This is a genomic window from Spiroplasma endosymbiont of Dactylopius coccus (assembly GCF_977110965.1).
Map to the genome: position 1 here is coordinate 1,870,085 of NZ_OZ373019.1, position 18,070 is coordinate 1,888,154.

General features: G+C 24.2%; 22 protein-coding genes. 8 read left to right on the plus strand and 14 right to left on the minus strand.

Annotated elements, in window-relative coordinates; translation table 4 throughout:
- The first annotated feature begins 14 nt into the window (after window positions 1–14).
- The 5 genes from ACXUB0_RS11740 to fba all read left to right on the plus strand — a co-directional run bounded on the left by ACXUB0_RS11740 (window position 15) and on the right by fba (window position 5,937).
- Window positions 15–1,106: a hypothetical protein gene (locus ACXUB0_RS11740; protein ID WP_458258751.1), complete on the plus strand. Its 1,092-nt coding sequence runs from the start codon at window positions 15–17 to the stop codon at window positions 1,104–1,106.
- Window positions 1,107–1,189: 83 nt separating this feature from the next.
- On the plus strand, window positions 1,190–2,830 hold the full coding sequence (gene argS, locus ACXUB0_RS11745; RefSeq protein WP_458258752.1) for an arginine--tRNA ligase: 1,641 nt from the start codon (window positions 1,190–1,192) through the stop codon (window positions 2,828–2,830).
- Between the two features lie 51 nt (window positions 2,831–2,881).
- Entirely contained in the window at window positions 2,882–3,289 is a 408-nt protein-coding gene (gene rpoE / locus ACXUB0_RS11750) for a DNA-directed RNA polymerase subunit delta (protein ID WP_458258753.1), read from the plus strand.
- A gap of 36 nt (window positions 3,290–3,325) precedes the next feature.
- Window positions 3,326–4,930 (plus strand): CTP synthase, encoded by a 1,605-nt coding sequence (locus ACXUB0_RS11755; protein ID WP_458258754.1) that lies wholly within the window; start codon window positions 3,326–3,328, stop codon window positions 4,928–4,930.
- A 137-nt stretch (window positions 4,931–5,067) separates the two neighbouring features.
- On the plus strand, window positions 5,068–5,937 hold the full coding sequence (gene fba / locus ACXUB0_RS11760; protein ID WP_458258755.1) for a class II fructose-1,6-bisphosphate aldolase: 870 nt from the start codon (window positions 5,068–5,070) through the stop codon (window positions 5,935–5,937).
- A gap of 2 nt (window positions 5,938–5,939) precedes the next feature.
- On the opposite strand, the gene ACXUB0_RS11765 is transcribed toward fba, so the two are convergent.
- On the minus strand, window positions 5,940–6,269 hold the full coding sequence (locus tag ACXUB0_RS11765; RefSeq protein ID WP_458258756.1) for a PPC domain-containing DNA-binding protein: 330 nt from the start codon (window positions 6,267–6,269) through the stop codon (window positions 5,940–5,942).
- Window positions 6,270–6,474: 205 nt separating this feature from the next.
- On the opposite strand from ACXUB0_RS11765, the gene rpiB reads away from it, so the two are divergent.
- The 3 genes from rpiB to ACXUB0_RS11780 all read left to right on the plus strand — a co-directional run bounded on the left by rpiB (window position 6,475) and on the right by ACXUB0_RS11780 (window position 9,656).
- Window positions 6,475–6,903 carry a ribose 5-phosphate isomerase B gene (gene rpiB, locus ACXUB0_RS11770; RefSeq protein ID WP_174480264.1) on the plus strand — a complete coding sequence of 143 codons (429 nt, stop codon included), beginning with the start codon at window positions 6,475–6,477 and terminating at the stop codon, window positions 6,901–6,903.
- Between the two features lie 37 nt (window positions 6,904–6,940).
- A complete protein-coding gene (locus tag ACXUB0_RS11775; RefSeq protein WP_458258757.1) occupies window positions 6,941–8,242 on the plus strand; it encodes a serine hydroxymethyltransferase in 1,302 nt (433 codons plus the stop codon).
- A 175-nt stretch (window positions 8,243–8,417) separates the two neighbouring features.
- Entirely contained in the window at window positions 8,418–9,656 is a 1,239-nt protein-coding gene (locus ACXUB0_RS11780; RefSeq protein WP_458258758.1) for an IS256 family transposase, read from the plus strand.
- A 29-nt stretch (window positions 9,657–9,685) separates the two neighbouring features.
- On the opposite strand, the gene ACXUB0_RS11785 is transcribed toward ACXUB0_RS11780, so the two are convergent.
- The 13 genes from ACXUB0_RS11785 to ACXUB0_RS11845 all read right to left on the minus strand — a co-directional run.
- Entirely contained in the window at window positions 9,686–10,588 is a 903-nt protein-coding gene (locus tag ACXUB0_RS11785; protein ID WP_458258759.1) for an FtsK/SpoIIIE domain-containing protein, read from the minus strand.
- Window positions 10,589–10,796: 208 nt separating this feature from the next.
- Window positions 10,797–11,057 (minus strand): DNA translocase FtsK, encoded by a 261-nt coding sequence (locus tag ACXUB0_RS11790; RefSeq protein ID WP_458258823.1) that lies wholly within the window; start codon window positions 11,055–11,057, stop codon window positions 10,797–10,799.
- Window positions 11,058–11,416: 359 nt separating this feature from the next.
- Window positions 11,417–12,187, minus strand: a complete 771-nt coding sequence (locus ACXUB0_RS11795; RefSeq protein WP_458258760.1) for a hypothetical protein — start codon at window positions 12,185–12,187, stop codon at window positions 11,417–11,419.
- Between the two features lie 265 nt (window positions 12,188–12,452).
- On the minus strand, window positions 12,453–12,935 hold the full coding sequence (locus ACXUB0_RS11800; RefSeq protein WP_458258761.1) for a hypothetical protein: 483 nt from the start codon (window positions 12,933–12,935) through the stop codon (window positions 12,453–12,455).
- An 18-nt stretch (window positions 12,936–12,953) separates the two neighbouring features.
- Window positions 12,954–13,082 carry a hypothetical protein gene (locus ACXUB0_RS11805; RefSeq protein WP_458258762.1) on the minus strand — a complete coding sequence of 43 codons (129 nt, stop codon included), beginning with the start codon at window positions 13,080–13,082 and terminating at the stop codon, window positions 12,954–12,956.
- 506 nt (window positions 13,083–13,588) lie between these two features.
- Entirely contained in the window at window positions 13,589–13,756 is a 168-nt protein-coding gene (locus ACXUB0_RS11810; RefSeq protein WP_458258289.1) for a hypothetical protein, read from the minus strand.
- 89 nt (window positions 13,757–13,845) lie between these two features.
- A protein-coding gene (locus tag ACXUB0_RS11815; protein WP_458258763.1) for an IS5 family transposase occupies window positions 13,846–14,635 on the minus strand; the annotation gives its coding sequence in 2 pieces (ribosomal slippage) (window positions 13,846–14,373 and window positions 14,375–14,635; 789 coding nt in all).
- A gap of 37 nt (window positions 14,636–14,672) precedes the next feature.
- Entirely contained in the window at window positions 14,673–14,813 is a 141-nt protein-coding gene (locus ACXUB0_RS11820; RefSeq protein ID WP_458258764.1) for a hypothetical protein, read from the minus strand.
- 29 nt (window positions 14,814–14,842) lie between these two features.
- Entirely contained in the window at window positions 14,843–15,679 is an 837-nt protein-coding gene (locus ACXUB0_RS11825; protein ID WP_458258765.1) for a hypothetical protein, read from the minus strand.
- Window positions 15,680–15,690: 11 nt separating this feature from the next.
- Complete coding sequence (locus ACXUB0_RS11830) at window positions 15,691–15,927, minus strand: hypothetical protein (protein WP_458258562.1); 237 nt, start codon at window positions 15,925–15,927, stop codon at window positions 15,691–15,693.
- 388 nt (window positions 15,928–16,315) lie between these two features.
- The gene (locus ACXUB0_RS11835; protein ID WP_458258766.1) at window positions 16,316–16,489 is read right to left on the minus strand and encodes a hypothetical protein; all 174 of its coding nucleotides are present in this window, start codon (window positions 16,487–16,489) and stop codon (window positions 16,316–16,318) included.
- A gap of 82 nt (window positions 16,490–16,571) precedes the next feature.
- Window positions 16,572–17,692 (minus strand): IS3 family transposase gene (locus ACXUB0_RS11840; RefSeq protein WP_458258767.1). Its coding sequence is split into 2 segments (ribosomal slippage): window positions 16,572–17,416 and window positions 17,416–17,692, totalling 1,122 coding nucleotides; the frame shifts between segments, so codons are not numbered across the junction.
- 129 nt (window positions 17,693–17,821) lie between these two features.
- On the minus strand, window positions 17,822–18,070 hold a 249-nt coding region (locus ACXUB0_RS11845), incomplete at its 5' end, for a hypothetical protein (protein WP_458258768.1).

Consider the following 18,070-nt stretch of genomic DNA (forward strand, 5'->3'; position numbering starts at 1 on the left):
AAAATGAGGTAATTATGAAAATTTTAAAATCAATTAATAAAGTTTTTGAGTATCCAAATATTTTAGATTTAACGCCAGGAGATTTTTACTTAAATTCACATGAGTATCATTTAGCAACGCAAGAAGTAATAGTGATATTGGGTGTATTAATTAATAAAGAAAAAATTGAAAATGCTATTAAAACTTTAAATTTTACTTGAATAAATTTTAAAGAAAAAGTAATTGTTTATTTTTCTATTTTTGCCTACCTTATAATAGGTAATGAATATAATGATTTAAAATCAGTTAAAATAAATCAAATTAAATTTAAAGATAATACGTTAAAAATTAAATTTAAAGAAACATTACTTACAATGATTAATAAATTTCCAAGAACTTTGCATTTAACTAATGTTTTGGGTAATGATAATGATCGCGCTAATATGTATGCAGTTAACGCTATTTTAAATATTAAAAAAGGGATTGGATATGATAATTTTCATATTACTCTTTTTTCAGTATATCAATCGTTAGAATTAAAATTAAAGCATTGTTTAAGAAAATATATTCAAGTTGAACCTTCAGCTAGTAAGAAAAAATTTAATTTTCATAATTTAATACGATTGATTAAATTAATTAGTACTACAAGAGTTGAAAGTGAGGAAATGAGTAAAATATTATTAAACTTAAGAGAACGTTTGCGTTATTTTGAACAAATTAATCCTGGCGGTCAAGCAGCAAGATATGAAGCTGAGATAAATCATAATTATTTTCATAATTTAAATTCGTATATAATTAATGAACAAGAATTACTAAGTAATTTTGTCAAGGCTTTAATTTTATTACAAGAATTATATTTAAAATTAATAGAATTATATAAAGATGATAATACTAAAGTTAAAATGCAAAAAAAAATTGATTTAGAATTAGTTAAAGTTTCAGGAATTAAAATCGAAGATGATCCAAAAAAAATTAATGATAAATTAAGAAATGTGCTTGATAATCAAATTTTTGGTAACTATCAAGAATTAATTGATTTAAATTACAATGATGTTACTATTTTGGAATTTTTAATCAGAATTGGATTTATACAGTATGTTAATGATACAATTGAACAACTTTTATAAAAAAGTATTTATTTTTACTTTTTTATATGATATAAATTAAATTTATGAGTATAATATTTTAGATATTGAAAGGGGTCTGAACTGTGGACAGTTATGTTATTAATGAACTCACTACTATTATTCTTGATGCAGTAGCATTTGCAAATTATGAAATAGAATTGAATCAGGTTGTTATTGAAATTAATAAAAATAATGACTTAGGTGATTATTCTACATCAATAGCAATGATATTAGCAAAAAAATATAAACAAAAACCATTAGACATTGCTGAAATTATAGTTAAAAATATTCATCAGAAACACCCATTAATTAAAAAAATTGATTATATTACTCCTGGTTTTATTAATATTAATATTAATGTTGAAGTATTTAGTTTGTTATTAATGAAAATTATTAATGAGAAATCATTATATGGTCAATCTAATAAAAAAAATATTACTTATAATATTGAATTTATTAGTGCTAATCCAACCGGACTTTTACATTTAGGACATGCACGAAATGCGGCTATTGGTGATAGTTTAGCTAATATATTAGAACATAGAGGATATAATATAGTTAGAGAATACTATATTAATGATGCTGGTAATCAAATTAATGTTTTGGCCAATTCAATTTTCATAAATTATCAAAATCTTTGTGGCAATGCTGTTGAATTACCAAAAGAAAGTTATCGTGGTTCTGAAATTTTAGCTGCTGCACAATCATTTTTGAAATTAAATGGTAATAAATTTGCAAATAAACCTTTTGATGAAACTTCTTCTTTAATTTTTAAAGAATTTGGTATTAATTATATGCTTTCAGAAATTAAAAAAGATTTAAAAAAATTTAAAGTTAAAATTAATATTTGATTTTCTGAATCATTTTTATATAAAGAAAATATTATTTCTAATTTAATCAAACAATTTGAAATGCAAGGCAATACTTATCAACTTGATGGTGCTATTTTTTTAAAAACTACTTTATTTGAAGATGATAAAGATCGTGTAATTGTTAAGAAAGACAAAACTTATACATATATGCTTCCTGACTTAGCTTATCATCATATTAAATTTCAACGTAGTGATGTGTTAATTAATATTTGAGGAGCAGATCATTATGGCTATATTCCAAGAATTAAAGCGGGATTATATATGCTTAATAATGATGCCACTAAACTTGATATTTTATGTATGCAAATGGTAAAGGTTATTGATAATGGTAAAGAACAAAAAATGTCAAAAAGAGCAGGAACATCAATAACTTTAAGACATATGATAGATTTAATTGGAAAGGATGCTTTACGTTATTTTTTAGTATCAAGATCAGTTGAATCACATCTTGATATTGATTTAGCACTTGCTAAACAACAATCTAACGAAAATCCTGTTTATTATGCTCAATATGTTCATGTGCGTATAAATCAAATTATAGAGAATTATCCAAAATTTGAAATTGCAAATAGTATTAATTTATTAACAGAACAAAAGGAAAAAGAATTATTGATTACATTAGATGAATATATAATTATTTTGCAAAAAATTGAAAAACAGCATCAGCCACATTTGCTTACAAATTATATTCAAAAATTAGCTAAGTTATTTCATTCTTATTATAATAAACATAAAGTTATTAGTGAAGATCAACAATTAACAATTCAACGATTAACATTAGTTTTAGCAATAAAACAAATAATGGCAAATGCTTTAAATTTAATTGGTGTGGATGCGCCTAAAAAGATGTAAAAAATATATTTTTTATTATTTATAATATACAATTTAGAAGGTGATTAAGAAATGCAAAACAAACAAACATTAGTAGAAGTAGCATATAGTTTTTTATGCAAAAAGAAAAAAAGCAGTTTTAATGAAATTTGAACACATGTTAAAAAACAATGTAATATTTCTAAAGAAGATGAAGAAAAAATTGCTGGTGAACTTTATACTGGAATTATTTTAAATACCAATTTTTTCTTAAAAAATGATAAACTTTGATATCCACGTAATGAAGTCTCATTAGAGGAAATTAAAGAACATATGACAAGAGTAGAAATTCCAAGTAATACAAAAGAAGAAATTGATAGTACTGAAACAGTTACAGATAATGATGAAACTATAGATTTAAATGAAGACGTAGAATATGAAGATGATGATTTAAATACCATTAGTATTCAACCATTAGAAGATAGTTATGATGATGAATAATAATGATATTATTAATTAATATTTAGGAGAAAACTAATGAATTCAAAGTATATATTTATTACTGGTGGTGTTGTATCATCTTTAGGTAAAGGAATTACAGCAGCATCGCTTGGTCGTATATTAAAGCAAAAAAATATTAAGATTTTTATGCAAAAATTTGACCCTTATATTAATGTTGATCCAGGTACTATGAGTCCTTATCAACATGGTGAAGTATATGTAACTAGTGATGGTGCTGAAACTGATTTAGATTTAGGTCATTATGAACGTTTTATTGATGAAAATCTGACTAGAGACTCCAATATTACTGCCGGAAAAGTATACCAAACTGTTTTAAAAAAGGAACGCGATGGTTTTTATGAAGGGAAAACTGTACAAGTTGTACCACATGTTACTGATGAAATTAAAAAACATATTTTTAATTCCGCAATTAATAGTAAGGCTGATGTTATTATTACCGAAATTGGTGGAACAGTTGGTGATATTGAATCATTAGCTTTTATTGAAGCCATTAGACAAGTTAAAAACGAAAAAGGTCATGAAAATGTTATTGTTATTCATACTACATTAATTCCTTATTTACATTCGGTTGGTGAATTTAAAACGAAACCCAGTCAACATTCAGTAAAAGAAATATTATCATTAGGTATTCAACCTGATATTTTGGTTTGTCGTAGTGAAACTATGCCACCTGATCATATTTTTGATAAATTATCTTTATTTTGTAATATTAAACGCAGGCATGTTTTAGCAATTCCTGATTGTGATAATATTTATAAAGTGCCATTATCTTTAGAACAACAAAAAATTGATGAAGTAGTTTCAGAATTATTAAAATTAAATAAAACTAAACCAGATATGTCAGAATGAGATACAATTGTTAAAAAGTTAGATAATATTAATCAAGAAGTTACTGTTGGTATTGTGGCAAAATATTCGAATTTAAGTGATGCTTACTTATCAGTAATTGAATCATTGAAAATTGCAGGTTATAGTCTTAATACTAAAGTTAATTATAGAATTATTAACGCTGAAAGTTTAGATAGTAAAAACATTAATTCTATGCTTTCTCCTTTCCAAGCAATAATTGTTCCTGGTGGCTTTGGTAATCGTGGCGTTGAAGGTAAAATCAATGCAATTAATTATACTCGAGTTAATAAAGTTCCTTTCTTAGGATTATGTTTAGGTATGCAGTTAGCTTGTATTGAATATGCTCGTAATGTATGTAATTTACAAGATGCTAATTCTACTGAATTTAATGAAAAAACTAAAAATCCTATTTTTGATTTATTACGTGGTAAAAATAAAAATGATCAAATCGGGGGAACTTTAAGATTGGGTAATTATCCAACCACTTTAATTAATGATTCATTAGCAAAATCTCTTTATAAACAAACGATTATTATTGAACGTCATCGTCATCGTTATGAATTTAATAATAGTTATAAAACATTACTTGCAAAAAATGGATTAATTTTTAGTGGTATATATAATAAAGAAGATTTGGTAGAAATGATTGAGTTGCCAAAAGAAGTACATCCATTCTTTATTGCAAGTCAGTTTCATCCTGAGTTCACATCAAGAATTAATAAACCAAATCCTTTATTTTTAGGATTAATTAAAAGTATTATTAAAAAATAATGATAAAGTAAGAAAATTTAATTTTAAAATTGTTATAATTTTTATGAATTGTATATTCTCAAAATATATATGCAACTAGATTTTTTATGAAAATATATAATATAAGGTTATAATATTTTAAGAAAGAAGGAAAAGAAATGAATAAATTTGTTAGTGCAAAAAATATGATTGATAAAGCAAAAGCAGGTAAATATGCCGTTGCTCACTTTAATATTAATAATTTAGAATGAACAAGATCTATTCTTGAAGTTGCACAAGAAACTAAATCATCTGTTATTTTAGGTGTTTCAGAAGGTGCTATTAAATACATGGGTGGATTTAACACAGTTGCTAGTATGACTTTAGCGTTATTGAATGATTTAAATATTACTATTCCAGTGGCATTACATTTAGATCATGGTCAATCAGTAGATTCTTGTAAGAAAGCATTAGATGCTGGTTTTAGTTCTGTTATGTTTGATGGTTCTCATTTAGATTTTAATGAAAATATAAAAGGTACCAAAGAAGTAGTTGCTTATGCTAAGAAAAGAAATGCATCTGTTGAAGCAGAAGCAGGGACTATTGGTGGTGAAGAAGATGGAGTTATTGGTAGTGGTGAGATTGCTAGTGAGGAAGATTGTAAATCATTAGCAGCTTTAGGAATTGACTTTTTAGCAGCCGGAATAAATAATATTCATGGAAAGTATCCTAAAAATTGAGATGGTTTAAATTTTGATGTGTTAAAAAAATTATCAGTAGCTTCAAATAAGCCAATGGTATTACATGGTGGTTCTGGAATTCCAAAAGATCAGGTTAAAAAAGCTATTAATTTAGGAATTGGTAAAATTAATGTTAATACTGAATTACAAGAAGTGTTCGCCGCAGCTATTGAAAAATATGTTACGGAAGGAAAACTTAATGAAGATAAAGGGTTTGATCCTAGAAAAATTTTTAAGCCAGGAATGGAAGCAATTAAACTTAAAGCTAAAGAATTATTAACAGAATTTGGTTCATTAGGAAAATCTTAAAATTAAGATAAATTTCAAATATGAAAATTACTTTTATTATCAATAACTTGTGATATTTTTTCATTACTTGGTTTATTTCTATCTTTTTCATCTCAAATGATTGTTCCAATTGTTGATAACAATTCATATTGTTCAAGAAAAGTTTTTTTTACATAATCAGTACTTTTTTTAGGAATATAGCCTAAAGTGACATTAGTAATAGCACCAATCATTTGGAATTGTGCCATTCCTATGTTTTCTTTAATAGCAAATTGCTCTAAAGTTTTAATAATCATTTCATCTTTTTCAATAATTAATGCATACTTATTTCCGATCATTTTTTTAATTTTCATAATAAGAATCTCACCTTTCTTTTAGCAGTATTTTAACATATTTATTAATAGCAATAATGATTAAATTTGATTATTATAGGAAAAAATATTTTTCTTTTTGTAATAAAAATTATTTTAAAAAGAAAAATATATTAATTTTAAAATTAATAGGTATAATAAAACTAATATTTAAACTAAGGAAGTGATAAAGTTGAAAACTAATGGTTTAGTAATTGCTATTGGTAATGATCATACCGCTTATGAATTTAAACAACCAATTATTAAATTTTTACATACAGAAGGCTATCAAATTTTAGATTTAGGAACAAATAGCAGTGAGCCTGTTGATTATCCTAATTTTGGTTTTAATGTTGCTAATGCTATTGTTAGTAAAAAAGCAGATTTTGGTATTGTAATTTGTGGTACTGGTATTGGTATTAGCATTGCTACCAATCGTATTAATGGTGTTCGTTGTGCCCTTTGCTATGAAGAAGAAACAGTAAGATTGGCAAGGCTTCATAATGACGCTAATGTTTTAGCACTAGGTGCTAGAATTATTTCTGATTATAAAGCAGTAGAACTTGTGAAATTATTTTTAAATACTAAAACAAGTGATGAAAAAAGACATCAATTAAGAGTTGCAAAACTAAAATAATTTTACTATTAAATTATTAAAGAGAGGATGTTTAAAAATGGATAAATCTTTTAATAAGGGTCTTGACCCAGAATTAAAAAAAATTGTGAAAGATGAATGACAACGTCAACAAAATCATATTGAATTAATAGCTTCAGAAAACTATGTATCACCAGCTGTACTTACACTTGCTGGAACAATATTAACTAATAAGTATGCAGAAGGTTATCCTGGCAGAAGATATTATAATGGTTGCGAAAATGTTGATAAAATTGAAAATTTGGCAATAGAGCGTTTTAAACAATTATTTAATTGTAATCATAAATCAGGTCAATGTAAAAAAGGTAATTTTCATGCTAATGTACAACCTCATTCTGGTAGTCAAGCTAATGCTGAAGCATATGCTGCTATATTACGTCCAGGTGATACTATTCTTGGTATGGAACTTGATGCCGGTGGTCATTTAACTCATGGTTATAAAATTAATTTTTCTGGTAAAATTTATCACGGTGTTAATTATGGTGTAAGTAAAAAGGATGAATATTTAGATTATGATGAAATTTTAAAAATTGCTAAAGAATGTAAACCAAAAATTATTGTAGCAGGAGCTAGTGCTTATTCAAGACTTATTGATTGATCAAAGTTTCGTAAAATTGCCGATACTGTTGGAGCATATTTAATGGTTGATATGGCGCATATTGCTGGATTAATTGCTGCTGGATTACATCAAAATCCTATTTGTTATGCTGATATTACAACAACAACAACTCATAAAACATTAAGAGGACCACGCGGTGGTGCTATTCTTTGCACCGAAGAATTAAAAAAGAAAATTGATAGTGCGGTATTTCCCGGTAATCAAGGTGGGCCATTGGAACATATTATTGCAGCAAAAGCACAAGCTTTTTATGAAGCATTAACGCCAGAATTTAAAACTTATCAAATGCAAATAATTAAAAATGCTCAAGCATTAGCGAAAACTTTTCTTGATGCAAAATTTCATGTAGTGGCGGGTGGCACTGATAATCATTTATTAACTGTTAATGTTACTAATATTAACGGTTTAAATGGTAAAGAAGCTGTTGATATTTTAGAAAAGATTAATATTGTTGCTAATAAGAATGGTGTTCCCTTTGATCCTTTACCAGCTGTTATTACTAGTGGTGTTCGTTTTGGTAGTCCAGCAATGACAACGAGAGGTTTTAAAGAAGAGCAGTTTATTGAATTAGGAAAGATTATTATTAGTGCTTGAAAATTACCTAAGGGTATTAATGATGATGGTTTAAATGAATTAAGAAAAAAAGTTGATATGCTTTTAAATAAATTTCCCATTTATGAAGATATAAAATTACCTCAATAATAAAATAATTATTTTATGTTTGGAATATGAAAATAAGTTTTCTGTTAATTAACAGAAAACTTATTTTATTTTTTTGAATCTTTAATTTCTTGGTAATGTTTAGTAATCTGTGTAACTTACAAAAATAACTATGTTTAATTAATTCTATAATAAACCTAGAAAGAGTGAATTACAGATGGCTAAAAAGCAAAATATTAATAATAATGATCCAATATCAAAAGCAGTAGATTTATTATTAGAAAATACTGAAGATTTAACAACAGTTTTTAAAGAGGGAGGTTTGTATAAAGAATTAACAAAAAGATTAGTAGAAAAAATGTTGAATTCTGAGATGCAAAATTATTTAGGATATGATAAGAATCAACATAGTAATAGTGACAATGCTCGTAATGGTATAAGTTCAAAAAAATTAATAACTCAACAAGGTAAAATTGAGATTGATGTACCACGAGATCGCAATAGTAATTTTAATCCTGTAATAATTGCAAAAAGACAAAGAAGATTTGATGGTTTTGATCAACAAGTTCTTTCTTTATATGCAAAAGGTATGACATTATCAGATATTAGAATGCAATTACAAGAGTTATATCATGGTGCTGATATTAGTGAAAGTGTTATTAGTCAAATTACTGATGATGTTATTGATGATGTAAAAGCATGGCAAAATCGACCATTAGATAGTATTTATCCGATTGTTTATTTTGATTGCATAGTAGTTAAAATACGACAAGATAAACGCATTATTAACAAATCTGTGTATATAGCTTTAGGAGTTGATTTAGAAGGTAAAAAAGATGTTTTAGACTTATGAATTAGTGAAAATGAAGGTTCTAAATTTTGATTAGCCAATTTCACAGAAATGAAAAATCGAGGCTTAAATGATATTCTTATTGCTTGTAGTGATAATTTAACAGGAATGTCAGAAGCAATACAATCAGTTTATCCTAAAACAGAACATCAATTATGCATCGTTCATCAAATTAGAAATAGTTTGAAATATGTCTCATATAAGCATAGAAAATCTCTAGTTGCAGATTTAAAACCAATTTATACTGCATGTAGTGAAGAACAAGCAATGCAGGCTTTAGAAACATTTGAAAATAAGTGAAATAAACAATATCCTCAAATTGCTAAATCTTGATATAAAAATTGAGAAAATTTGATAGTTTTTATTAGTTATCCAACAGAAATTAAAAGAGTAATTTATACCACAAATGCTATTGAATCTGTTAATAGTCAATTACGAAAAGTTATCAGAAATAAAAAAGTTTTTCCTAATGATATGGAAGAATTGAAAATATTTTATTTAGCAATTGAAAATATAACAAAAAAATGAACAATGCCCATTCAAAATTGAAATACAGCAATTGCTCATTTTATGATAAAATTTGAAGATAGAATTAATATTAACTAGTACTTTGTAAAACAAAGATACACAGATTTCTAAAAAGCCTCAATTTCTTTCATTTTTTCAATAAAATTATTATCATATTTAACCAAAGATTGTTCTTTAATAAACTTTATTAATTCTGAAACATCTTCATCACTAATTCATGGTGCTTGTAAACGATTGATATTATTTTGTCCTGGAGCTAAAAATAACATATCGCCTTTACCTAATAATTTTTCTGCTCCAGCAGTATCAAGGATTGTTTTTGAATCAATTCAAGATGCAACTTTAAAAGCAATTCTTGCTGGAATATTATTTTTAATTACGCCAGTAATTACATCTACTGATGGTCTTTGTGTTGCTATTACTAAATGAATTCCTGCTGCTCGACCCATTTGTGTAATTCGCATGATCCCTTCTTCAATTTGTTTGCTTGCTTGTACCATTAAATCTGCTAATTCATCAATAACAATAATATAATAAGGTAATTTATCAATTTCCTGACTTATTTTTTTATTATAACTTTCAATATCACGATTTCCATTTTTTGCAAATAGTTGGTATCGACGCATCATTTCTAAAATTACTACTTGTAATGCTGCTGGTGTTTTGTTTGCTTCATTAATTACTGGAATAATTAAATGTGGGATATCATTATAAATTGCTAATTCTACTCATTTAGGATCGATTAATATTAGTTTTATTTCATGAGGTTTGTATTGTAAGAGCAAAGAAATTAGTAAATCATTAATAAAAACTGATTTTCCTGAACCAGTACTACCAGCAATTAATAAGTGCGGCATTTCTTTTAATGAATGAAAGATGTAATCACCAGTAGTATTTCTACCAATACTAATTAATAATTTTTTATTTTTATATTTTTCGCTTATATTTTCAAATTGTTCTTGCATATTAGTTGGAACAATATTTTTATTACTAACTTCAATTCCAATCATTGATTTACCAGCTATTGGTGCTTCGATTCTAAGAACCTGTTTGGAATCTTTTAAACATAATTAAACTAAAAAAGGGAATAATTATTTCTAACCTGACAGTTAATTAACATTTTATTTTCTTTGTCATTTTTTTGTTAAAAAGATTTTATCATTTGACAACTTATCGATTAAAAATTTATTTTTCAACTATAAAATAACATTTATGATATTAATTTAATCAAAAATAAGTTAAAAAAGATCCTAAACAGGTTCTAATATTATTATTTGCTAAAACTAGTTTTAGTTCTTCTTCTAAGTTAGTAATTTTGTTAATTTTCATTCCTGAAGTGATTGAAACCTCGTATTTTGTTACTGTTGTACCAATAGTAAAATCATTTACTTTTCCTTGAACAGAAAATTCTTTAAATAACTGATTAATTTTTTCTTTATTTTCTAAAGCATATTTTTCATTTTCTTCTTGCTTTTTTATTAGATTATCTGATTTTTAGTTAATTTTAATGTTGGTAAAATATATTTTTGATTAATTATAGTTTGTTCAGGAAGAAAAGCTTTTGTTTTTTCTTGATTATTATTTTGTTTTTCAATTTGATTAATAATTTTGTTTTGTTCTTTAACTTTTGTTTTATTATTTTCTAATTTTTGATTATTAATTTTGTTAATATTGTTATTTTCTTGTAATAATTCCTTATTGGTTTCTATATCAAAGTTTATTTTTTCATTTTTTACTTTATTGTTTGCTAGATTTTCTTTTGTAAATTGTTTAGTTTCTAATTTAGATTGCTTATTATTGTTTTTTTGCTTGTTGTTTGTTTATTTTTAGTTCTTTTTTTAGATTATTGATTTTGATAGTATTATTTTGTGCCAAAGTAAGTTTTTTTGTTTTTCTTTTGCTTTTTCTAATTTATTAATTTTTTGATCTTTTCGCTTAACTTTAAAATCTAAAATTGTTTCTTTGATATGATTTGAAATAGTGATAAATAAAATTAAGGGACAGTTAAAAAATAATCAACTAAAACAAATAATAATCATTAATATATTTAATATAAAATTAACAAAAAAAGTTGTGTAACCTAAAAATTCTAATATAGTATTACCAATTAATCCGCCAACAAGATAAGAGGGAAAGAAACTATCAATAGTTCAATTATTAAAGGAAATAGGTGATTTGAAAAATCCGTGATAATTATTAAAAATAGTTGAATTTCATCAAGATTGATAATAATCATTAATTAAATTAATATGAAATTTATTATTAAATCAAATATTATCATAATGACTAATAATAGTAAAAGTTTCAATTGTTCAAGCGCAGCATATAATAGTAGTAATTATTGCTCAAACAAAGGAAACTTTAAATTTAAAATAATAATTAAAACAAAGTGGAATTAAAGATATATATAATAATATATAAATTAAATATTTGCTTCATCCAAATAAAAAAGAAAATATAAAGTCGTCTAAAAATTTACCAATTGGTAGTAGTCTTAATAAACTAAAAGTTATTAATAACAATAAAATTAGAGTACCTAATAAGATACCAATTTTATTATTATTACTATTTTTAATTTGTTTAATTTTAATATTTTTAAAATCTTTCATAATTTTAAACTCCTAACTTTTCTATTTTAAATTTATTGGTTGAGTGATTGTATAAAAATAATATCATATTATTATCAGTAAAAGTCATATAATCATCCATAACAATTTGGCATAGTACACCTTTGATATATAAATTTGTTCCATTTAATCTTAGTTGTTGTGTTATTTGGTTATCAGTAATTAAACCTTTATTATCTGCTAAATAAACTAAACTATCATATAAATTATTAGTAATAAAAAATTGACAATTATTACTATTTCTTAATTAAAATAAAGTATTTCAAGCAGATAGCATTGATTTTAAATATCCTACTGGTGTTTTATCAGTAATATCTAATTTAGTTGCATATTTTGCAATTACATTTTTATCATTATTTGCTAAATAATCCGCTAAATCATTAGCAACTTCATATTGCATTGTATTTAACAAATTTTGTCCATTTTCTGCATTTAAATCAACATTAGCAATTATTTCACCTGCAACTGCTTCTTGTTTAATTTCTTTTAAAATTTTAATAGTTTCAGCGTAACTAACATCTAATCCTTTGCTTTTATCATTTCATTTTAGTACTTTAATTTCTGAATTTTTTGGTTTTTTAACTATAAATTCAATTTTTGTAGAATTAACCATTTCAATAGGAAAAAAACTTGCTCATGGTGAATTTGATTGTTTATAAAACTCTATAAACTCAGGTGCTTCTACTAATTTTTGTGTATTATCTAAATTTTTTTGAATATTAATTGCCATTTTTTATATTCCTTTCCGTTATAAGTTATTTTTCTTTTTATAATCCAATAAAGTACTTTTTATTGAACTTGGTTGATTTGTTAATATTGTTTCTTGTTTACCACCTGTATTAATTATTTCTTTAAATACTGGTTGTTCTTTAATCATTTTTTTAATAGTTTCTTCAATTTTTGAATTTTCTAAATTATTAGTTTTAAATTTTAAAAAATCATAAAATTCAGTTTTAACTTGATATTTTTTAAATATATTAATAATTTCTTTTTCTTTAATTTCTTGATTAAGTATTTAACTTATTTTCTGCTTCATTAACTTTATTTTCTATTTCTTGTGAAGAAGCATTATTTTCAGTTAAAGGTTCAGTTGTTTGTTGAACATTATTTTCATTTTCTAACATTTAACATTCTCCTAATCTTAGAACCTGTTTGGAATCTTTTAAACATAATTAAACTAAAAAAGGGAATAATTATTTCTAACCTGACAGTTAATTAACATTTTATTTTCTTTGTCATTTTTTTGTTAAAAAGATTTTATCATTTGACAACTTATCGATTAAAAATTTATTTTTCAACTATAAAATAACATTTATGATATTAATTTAATCAAAAATAAGTTAAAAAAGATCCTAAACAGGTTCTTATCCCAATAATCAATCTTTAACTAATTGTGGCATTTCACTTATTAGTTTTTTTATAATCATTAACAGCATTTTCTAATATATCAATATCAGAAAATTTAAAACAATTTCCTATATCTAAATCAAAATCTCTATCAATTTTGATATTATTTTTTCTATATTTTTCATTAAATTCAATTTTTGTCATATTATTTTTCTCCTTTATTAATTTTTTCATTTAACTTTGCTAATTTTTTTTGGTGTTTTATAATTTTTTTATTTGCTCTAAGAACCTGTTTAAAATCTTTTTAATAAAATTGAAATAAAGGAAAGAACAACCATTTGTAAGCTAGTATTTAATTTTCTTTCACAATTTTTTCATAATCTTCTGCATTTTTCTAATCATGCAAAACTTCGTTCTACAACTCATCTTTTTGGCAATAATACAAAAGAATGTAATTCATTACGTTTGATAACTTCAACATTTGCATTTATGATTGTTTTGATTTTAAAAGCAAATTTTTCACCAGTATAACCAGCATCTACTAGTATTTTTTGAACTTTAGATAAATTTTCTTTTTCATTTTCAATCATTATTATAGCACTGTTACGATCTGTTTTTTCTGCTGTGGTTATGTAAATTATATGCGGTAAACCTTGAGAATCAACAGCAATATGACGCTTTATTCCTGAAATTTTTTTACCAGCATCATAACCTTTATTTTTAGCAGTATCTGTGTTCTTAACACTTTGTGAATCAATTATACAAAAACTAGTTTGTTCTTTTCTACCATTATTGATACGAACTTTTCTAACTAATTTTTTTTAAAATTACTTGTCAAGTGCTAGGTTCTTTATCACTATTTTTACTTCAAATTTGAAAATAATAATATACAGTTTGTCATTTTGGAAAATTTTTTGGTAACATTCTTCATTGACATCCACTTTTTAATACATATAAAACTGCACAAAATACTTCATATAAATCTAAATTTCTTGGTTTTGTTTTCTTTTTGCTATTTTCTAAAATTGATATTATGTTCTCAAATTGTTCTTTAGTAACATGACTTGGATAATTTTTATGCATATATACCCCTTATCTTAAAATATATAGTCATTTTACGTTATTTTATAAAAGATTCCAAACAGGTTCTAACATGTTTTGGAGTTGTAATAAATCTTTTTAATAAAACAATTAATTCTCTACAAATTAATGTTCCAACACTTGTTCCGATAATTATTAATTCATGTATAAGTTCTTTCATATCAATATTTTCCTTTCAATTATTTTATTTTATAAACTCATATGGTTATAATCTCAATTTAATGAATTATTATCATCATGTAATGATACTTCATGAAAATTACTACCATAATTGTTTATTTCACTATTATTAACTAATCTAGCATGTTCATTTGTAAATGAAGTTTCTTGTAATTCTTCATTATTATTTATAGTTTCCATAGGTAATAAATTATGAATAATTTCACTTGCTCCAGCAACAATAGTAGGGATTGCATAAGCATTATTAAAATCATTATTTATACCCATAGCAACACCACTTGATATTAAACATCCACCAGTTGCCATATTTGCTATTTTACGTATAGTTTCAAATCTATTAGGTATTAATTCTGTAATTCCATTAATAAGATTTGAAATACCATAAGCATTTAATGAAATATAAGTATCTCAATCCATTAGTGATTGATTTTCTTGTTTATTTAATAATTGTAATCATGGTGGACCTTGTGTAGTTGTTGTTATAATTTCTGTTGTTGTAGTTATAGGAATAGATGTTGTAGTTGTTATTGGACTTTCAGTTGGATTAGGAATAATATCTGTATTAATAAATTTTGCATAATTTACTAATCCAATTGTTCCTAATCCTAATAATATTTTTTTAGAACTATTAATTAATTTAGTTTTTACACTTGGCATTTGGTTTAAATTTCATATATCTAAACCTAATTTTTTACCAAATAATAAACTATTAATTGAACCTAATACTGGATTTGAAATTACTTGACCATAATAAGCACTTGTACCAATCATTGCACAAATAGGACTTATTCTAATTCTAATTAATTTAGTTAAAGTATAATTTGATTCTGTATTTTCGTTTGGCATTTTATTCTCCTTTAATTTTCTAATTTTTTAATTGTTACTTTAATTCAACCTTGATAAACATCATTATCACCAACTATTAATGCAACATTACTTTCAGGGTCAGAAACAATTATATGTTTTGATTTAACATTTGGATATTGTCTTAAAATAATTGCTCTAATATCATTACTTGTATGAATTGCTTTCGGAAATGGTGATAATATTTCAATTTCATCTTTATTTTCAAACAAAATAGGTAATATTATCATTAATTATTTCTCCTTATTTTTAATTTGATTAGCAATTTTACTTAATATTTTTAATACTTTATATTCATTTTTTAAATCTTTAATTATATAAATTAAAAATATTATTAATGTTAGAACCTGTTTGGAATCTTTTAAACATAATTAAACTAAAAAAGGGAATAATTATTTCTAACCTGACAGTTAATTAACATTTTATTTTCTTTGTCATTTTTTTGTTAAAAAGATTTTATCATTTGACAACTTATCGATTAAAAATTTATTTTTCAACTATAAAATAACATTTATGATATTAATTTAATCAAAAATAAGTTAAAAAAGATCCTAAACAGGTTCTTATACTTGTTATTAATATTGGTACTATTAATAAAATTTTTCATAATATCATTTTTTACTCTTTTCATTTTTTAAATCATTTAACATTAATTGAACAAAATGCACGATTTTTAGGAATATTTAAAGTATTAAAAATTTGACCAGTTACTAAAATTTCATCATTTTTGTTTAATAAAATACAGCGTCTATAAAATTTTGGGTTATTAAAAATTAAAGTAACATAGTTCAATCCATTTCATTGACCACGAACACTATAATATAATTCTTTATTACCTTTTTCATAATATTTGGAATGGCAACACTTTTTAGGACTATTTTTTGGTAGACACTTGTTCTTGATATTTGATAGGAGTTAAGTAGTTTAAAGTGCTGTGGATTCTTATGTTGTTGTATCAATTGATATAATCAAATAATTCTAATTTTAATTGGATTAATGATGTAAAATTTTTATCATTAATAAATTCAGTTTTGAAAGTTTTAAAAGTTGCTTCAGCAACAGCATTATCATAAGGACAACCTTTTTTGCTTAAAGATCGAGTAATATTGAATGCTAATAAAAGATTATTAATAATTTTATTGTTAAATTCATTACCTCGATCACTATGAAATATTTGGATATCTTTTAAACAGCGATTTGATTGCATAAATGCTTGATATACTAGTAATGCATCTTTTTTAACTCCAACACTATGTCCAATAATTTCGCGGTTAAATAGGTCTATTAATAGGCAAATATAGTTTCATTTACCATTAACTTGAACGTAAGTTAAATCACTAACAATAACTTCATTTTTAACCCTATTATTAAAGTTTCTATTAACAAGATTGGTTATTTGACTATTATTGACTTTATTATGATGATTTTTGAATGATAATTTAGTGTATTTTGATATTAAATTATGCTTATTCATAATTTCTTTAATTTTTCTGCGTGATAAATAAATTTCTTGGTTTTCTAAAATTTTTTTTAATCTTCTAGTACCATAAACTTCTTTATTTTCTTTAAAAGCACTAATAATAGCTTCATCATACATATTATTTTTGATTTTATTTTCTTTTTTCTTTAAGTTAAAATAATATGTTGATTTAGATATTTTCAAAAAACGACACATTGTGCGAATTTTATATTTAACTTTATTTTTGACAATAATTTTTATTTTCTGCCTATTATTAGTGCTGCTTGCTTTAAAATATCATTTTCCATTCTTAATTGTTTTAATTCTTTTCTTAATTTAATTAATTCATTTTCTTCAACAGAACGATTATCTTTAGTTTTAAAACTACCTGAATTAGTAAATTGCTTAATTCAATTATAAGTAGCTGCTCTTGTAACATTGTACTCTTTAGCAAGACAAGACACTGACTTACCGCTTTGATATAAAGCTACTATTTGTTTTTTAAATTCATCTGAATATGAGTTAATATTGGCCATAATTATACTTCCTTTCTTTTCACTAATTTGTTCACTTGTCTACGTAATTAGTGTCCAATAAAGTGTAACCCATCCAATTTTGCTTCAATAGTGTTACTTAGTTTTACTGTTAATTTGACATAATTTGTTTTATCTTTCATTTTTATAATTCCTTAAATAATATTGAATATGTTTATAAGCATCTTGTTCATGTTTTGTAAATTTTATATTTCCTTTATAATTTGTTATTTTATTTTTATTTTTTGGTTCACTTTCGTGATAATCTCAATCCATAATATCTTGTACTAAGACCATTAAAGCACCAATAATTTTAGGAGTTGCTAATGGATTAGTTAATAATTCTTTTGAACTTAAAAAGAAATTTTCTACAATAACTAA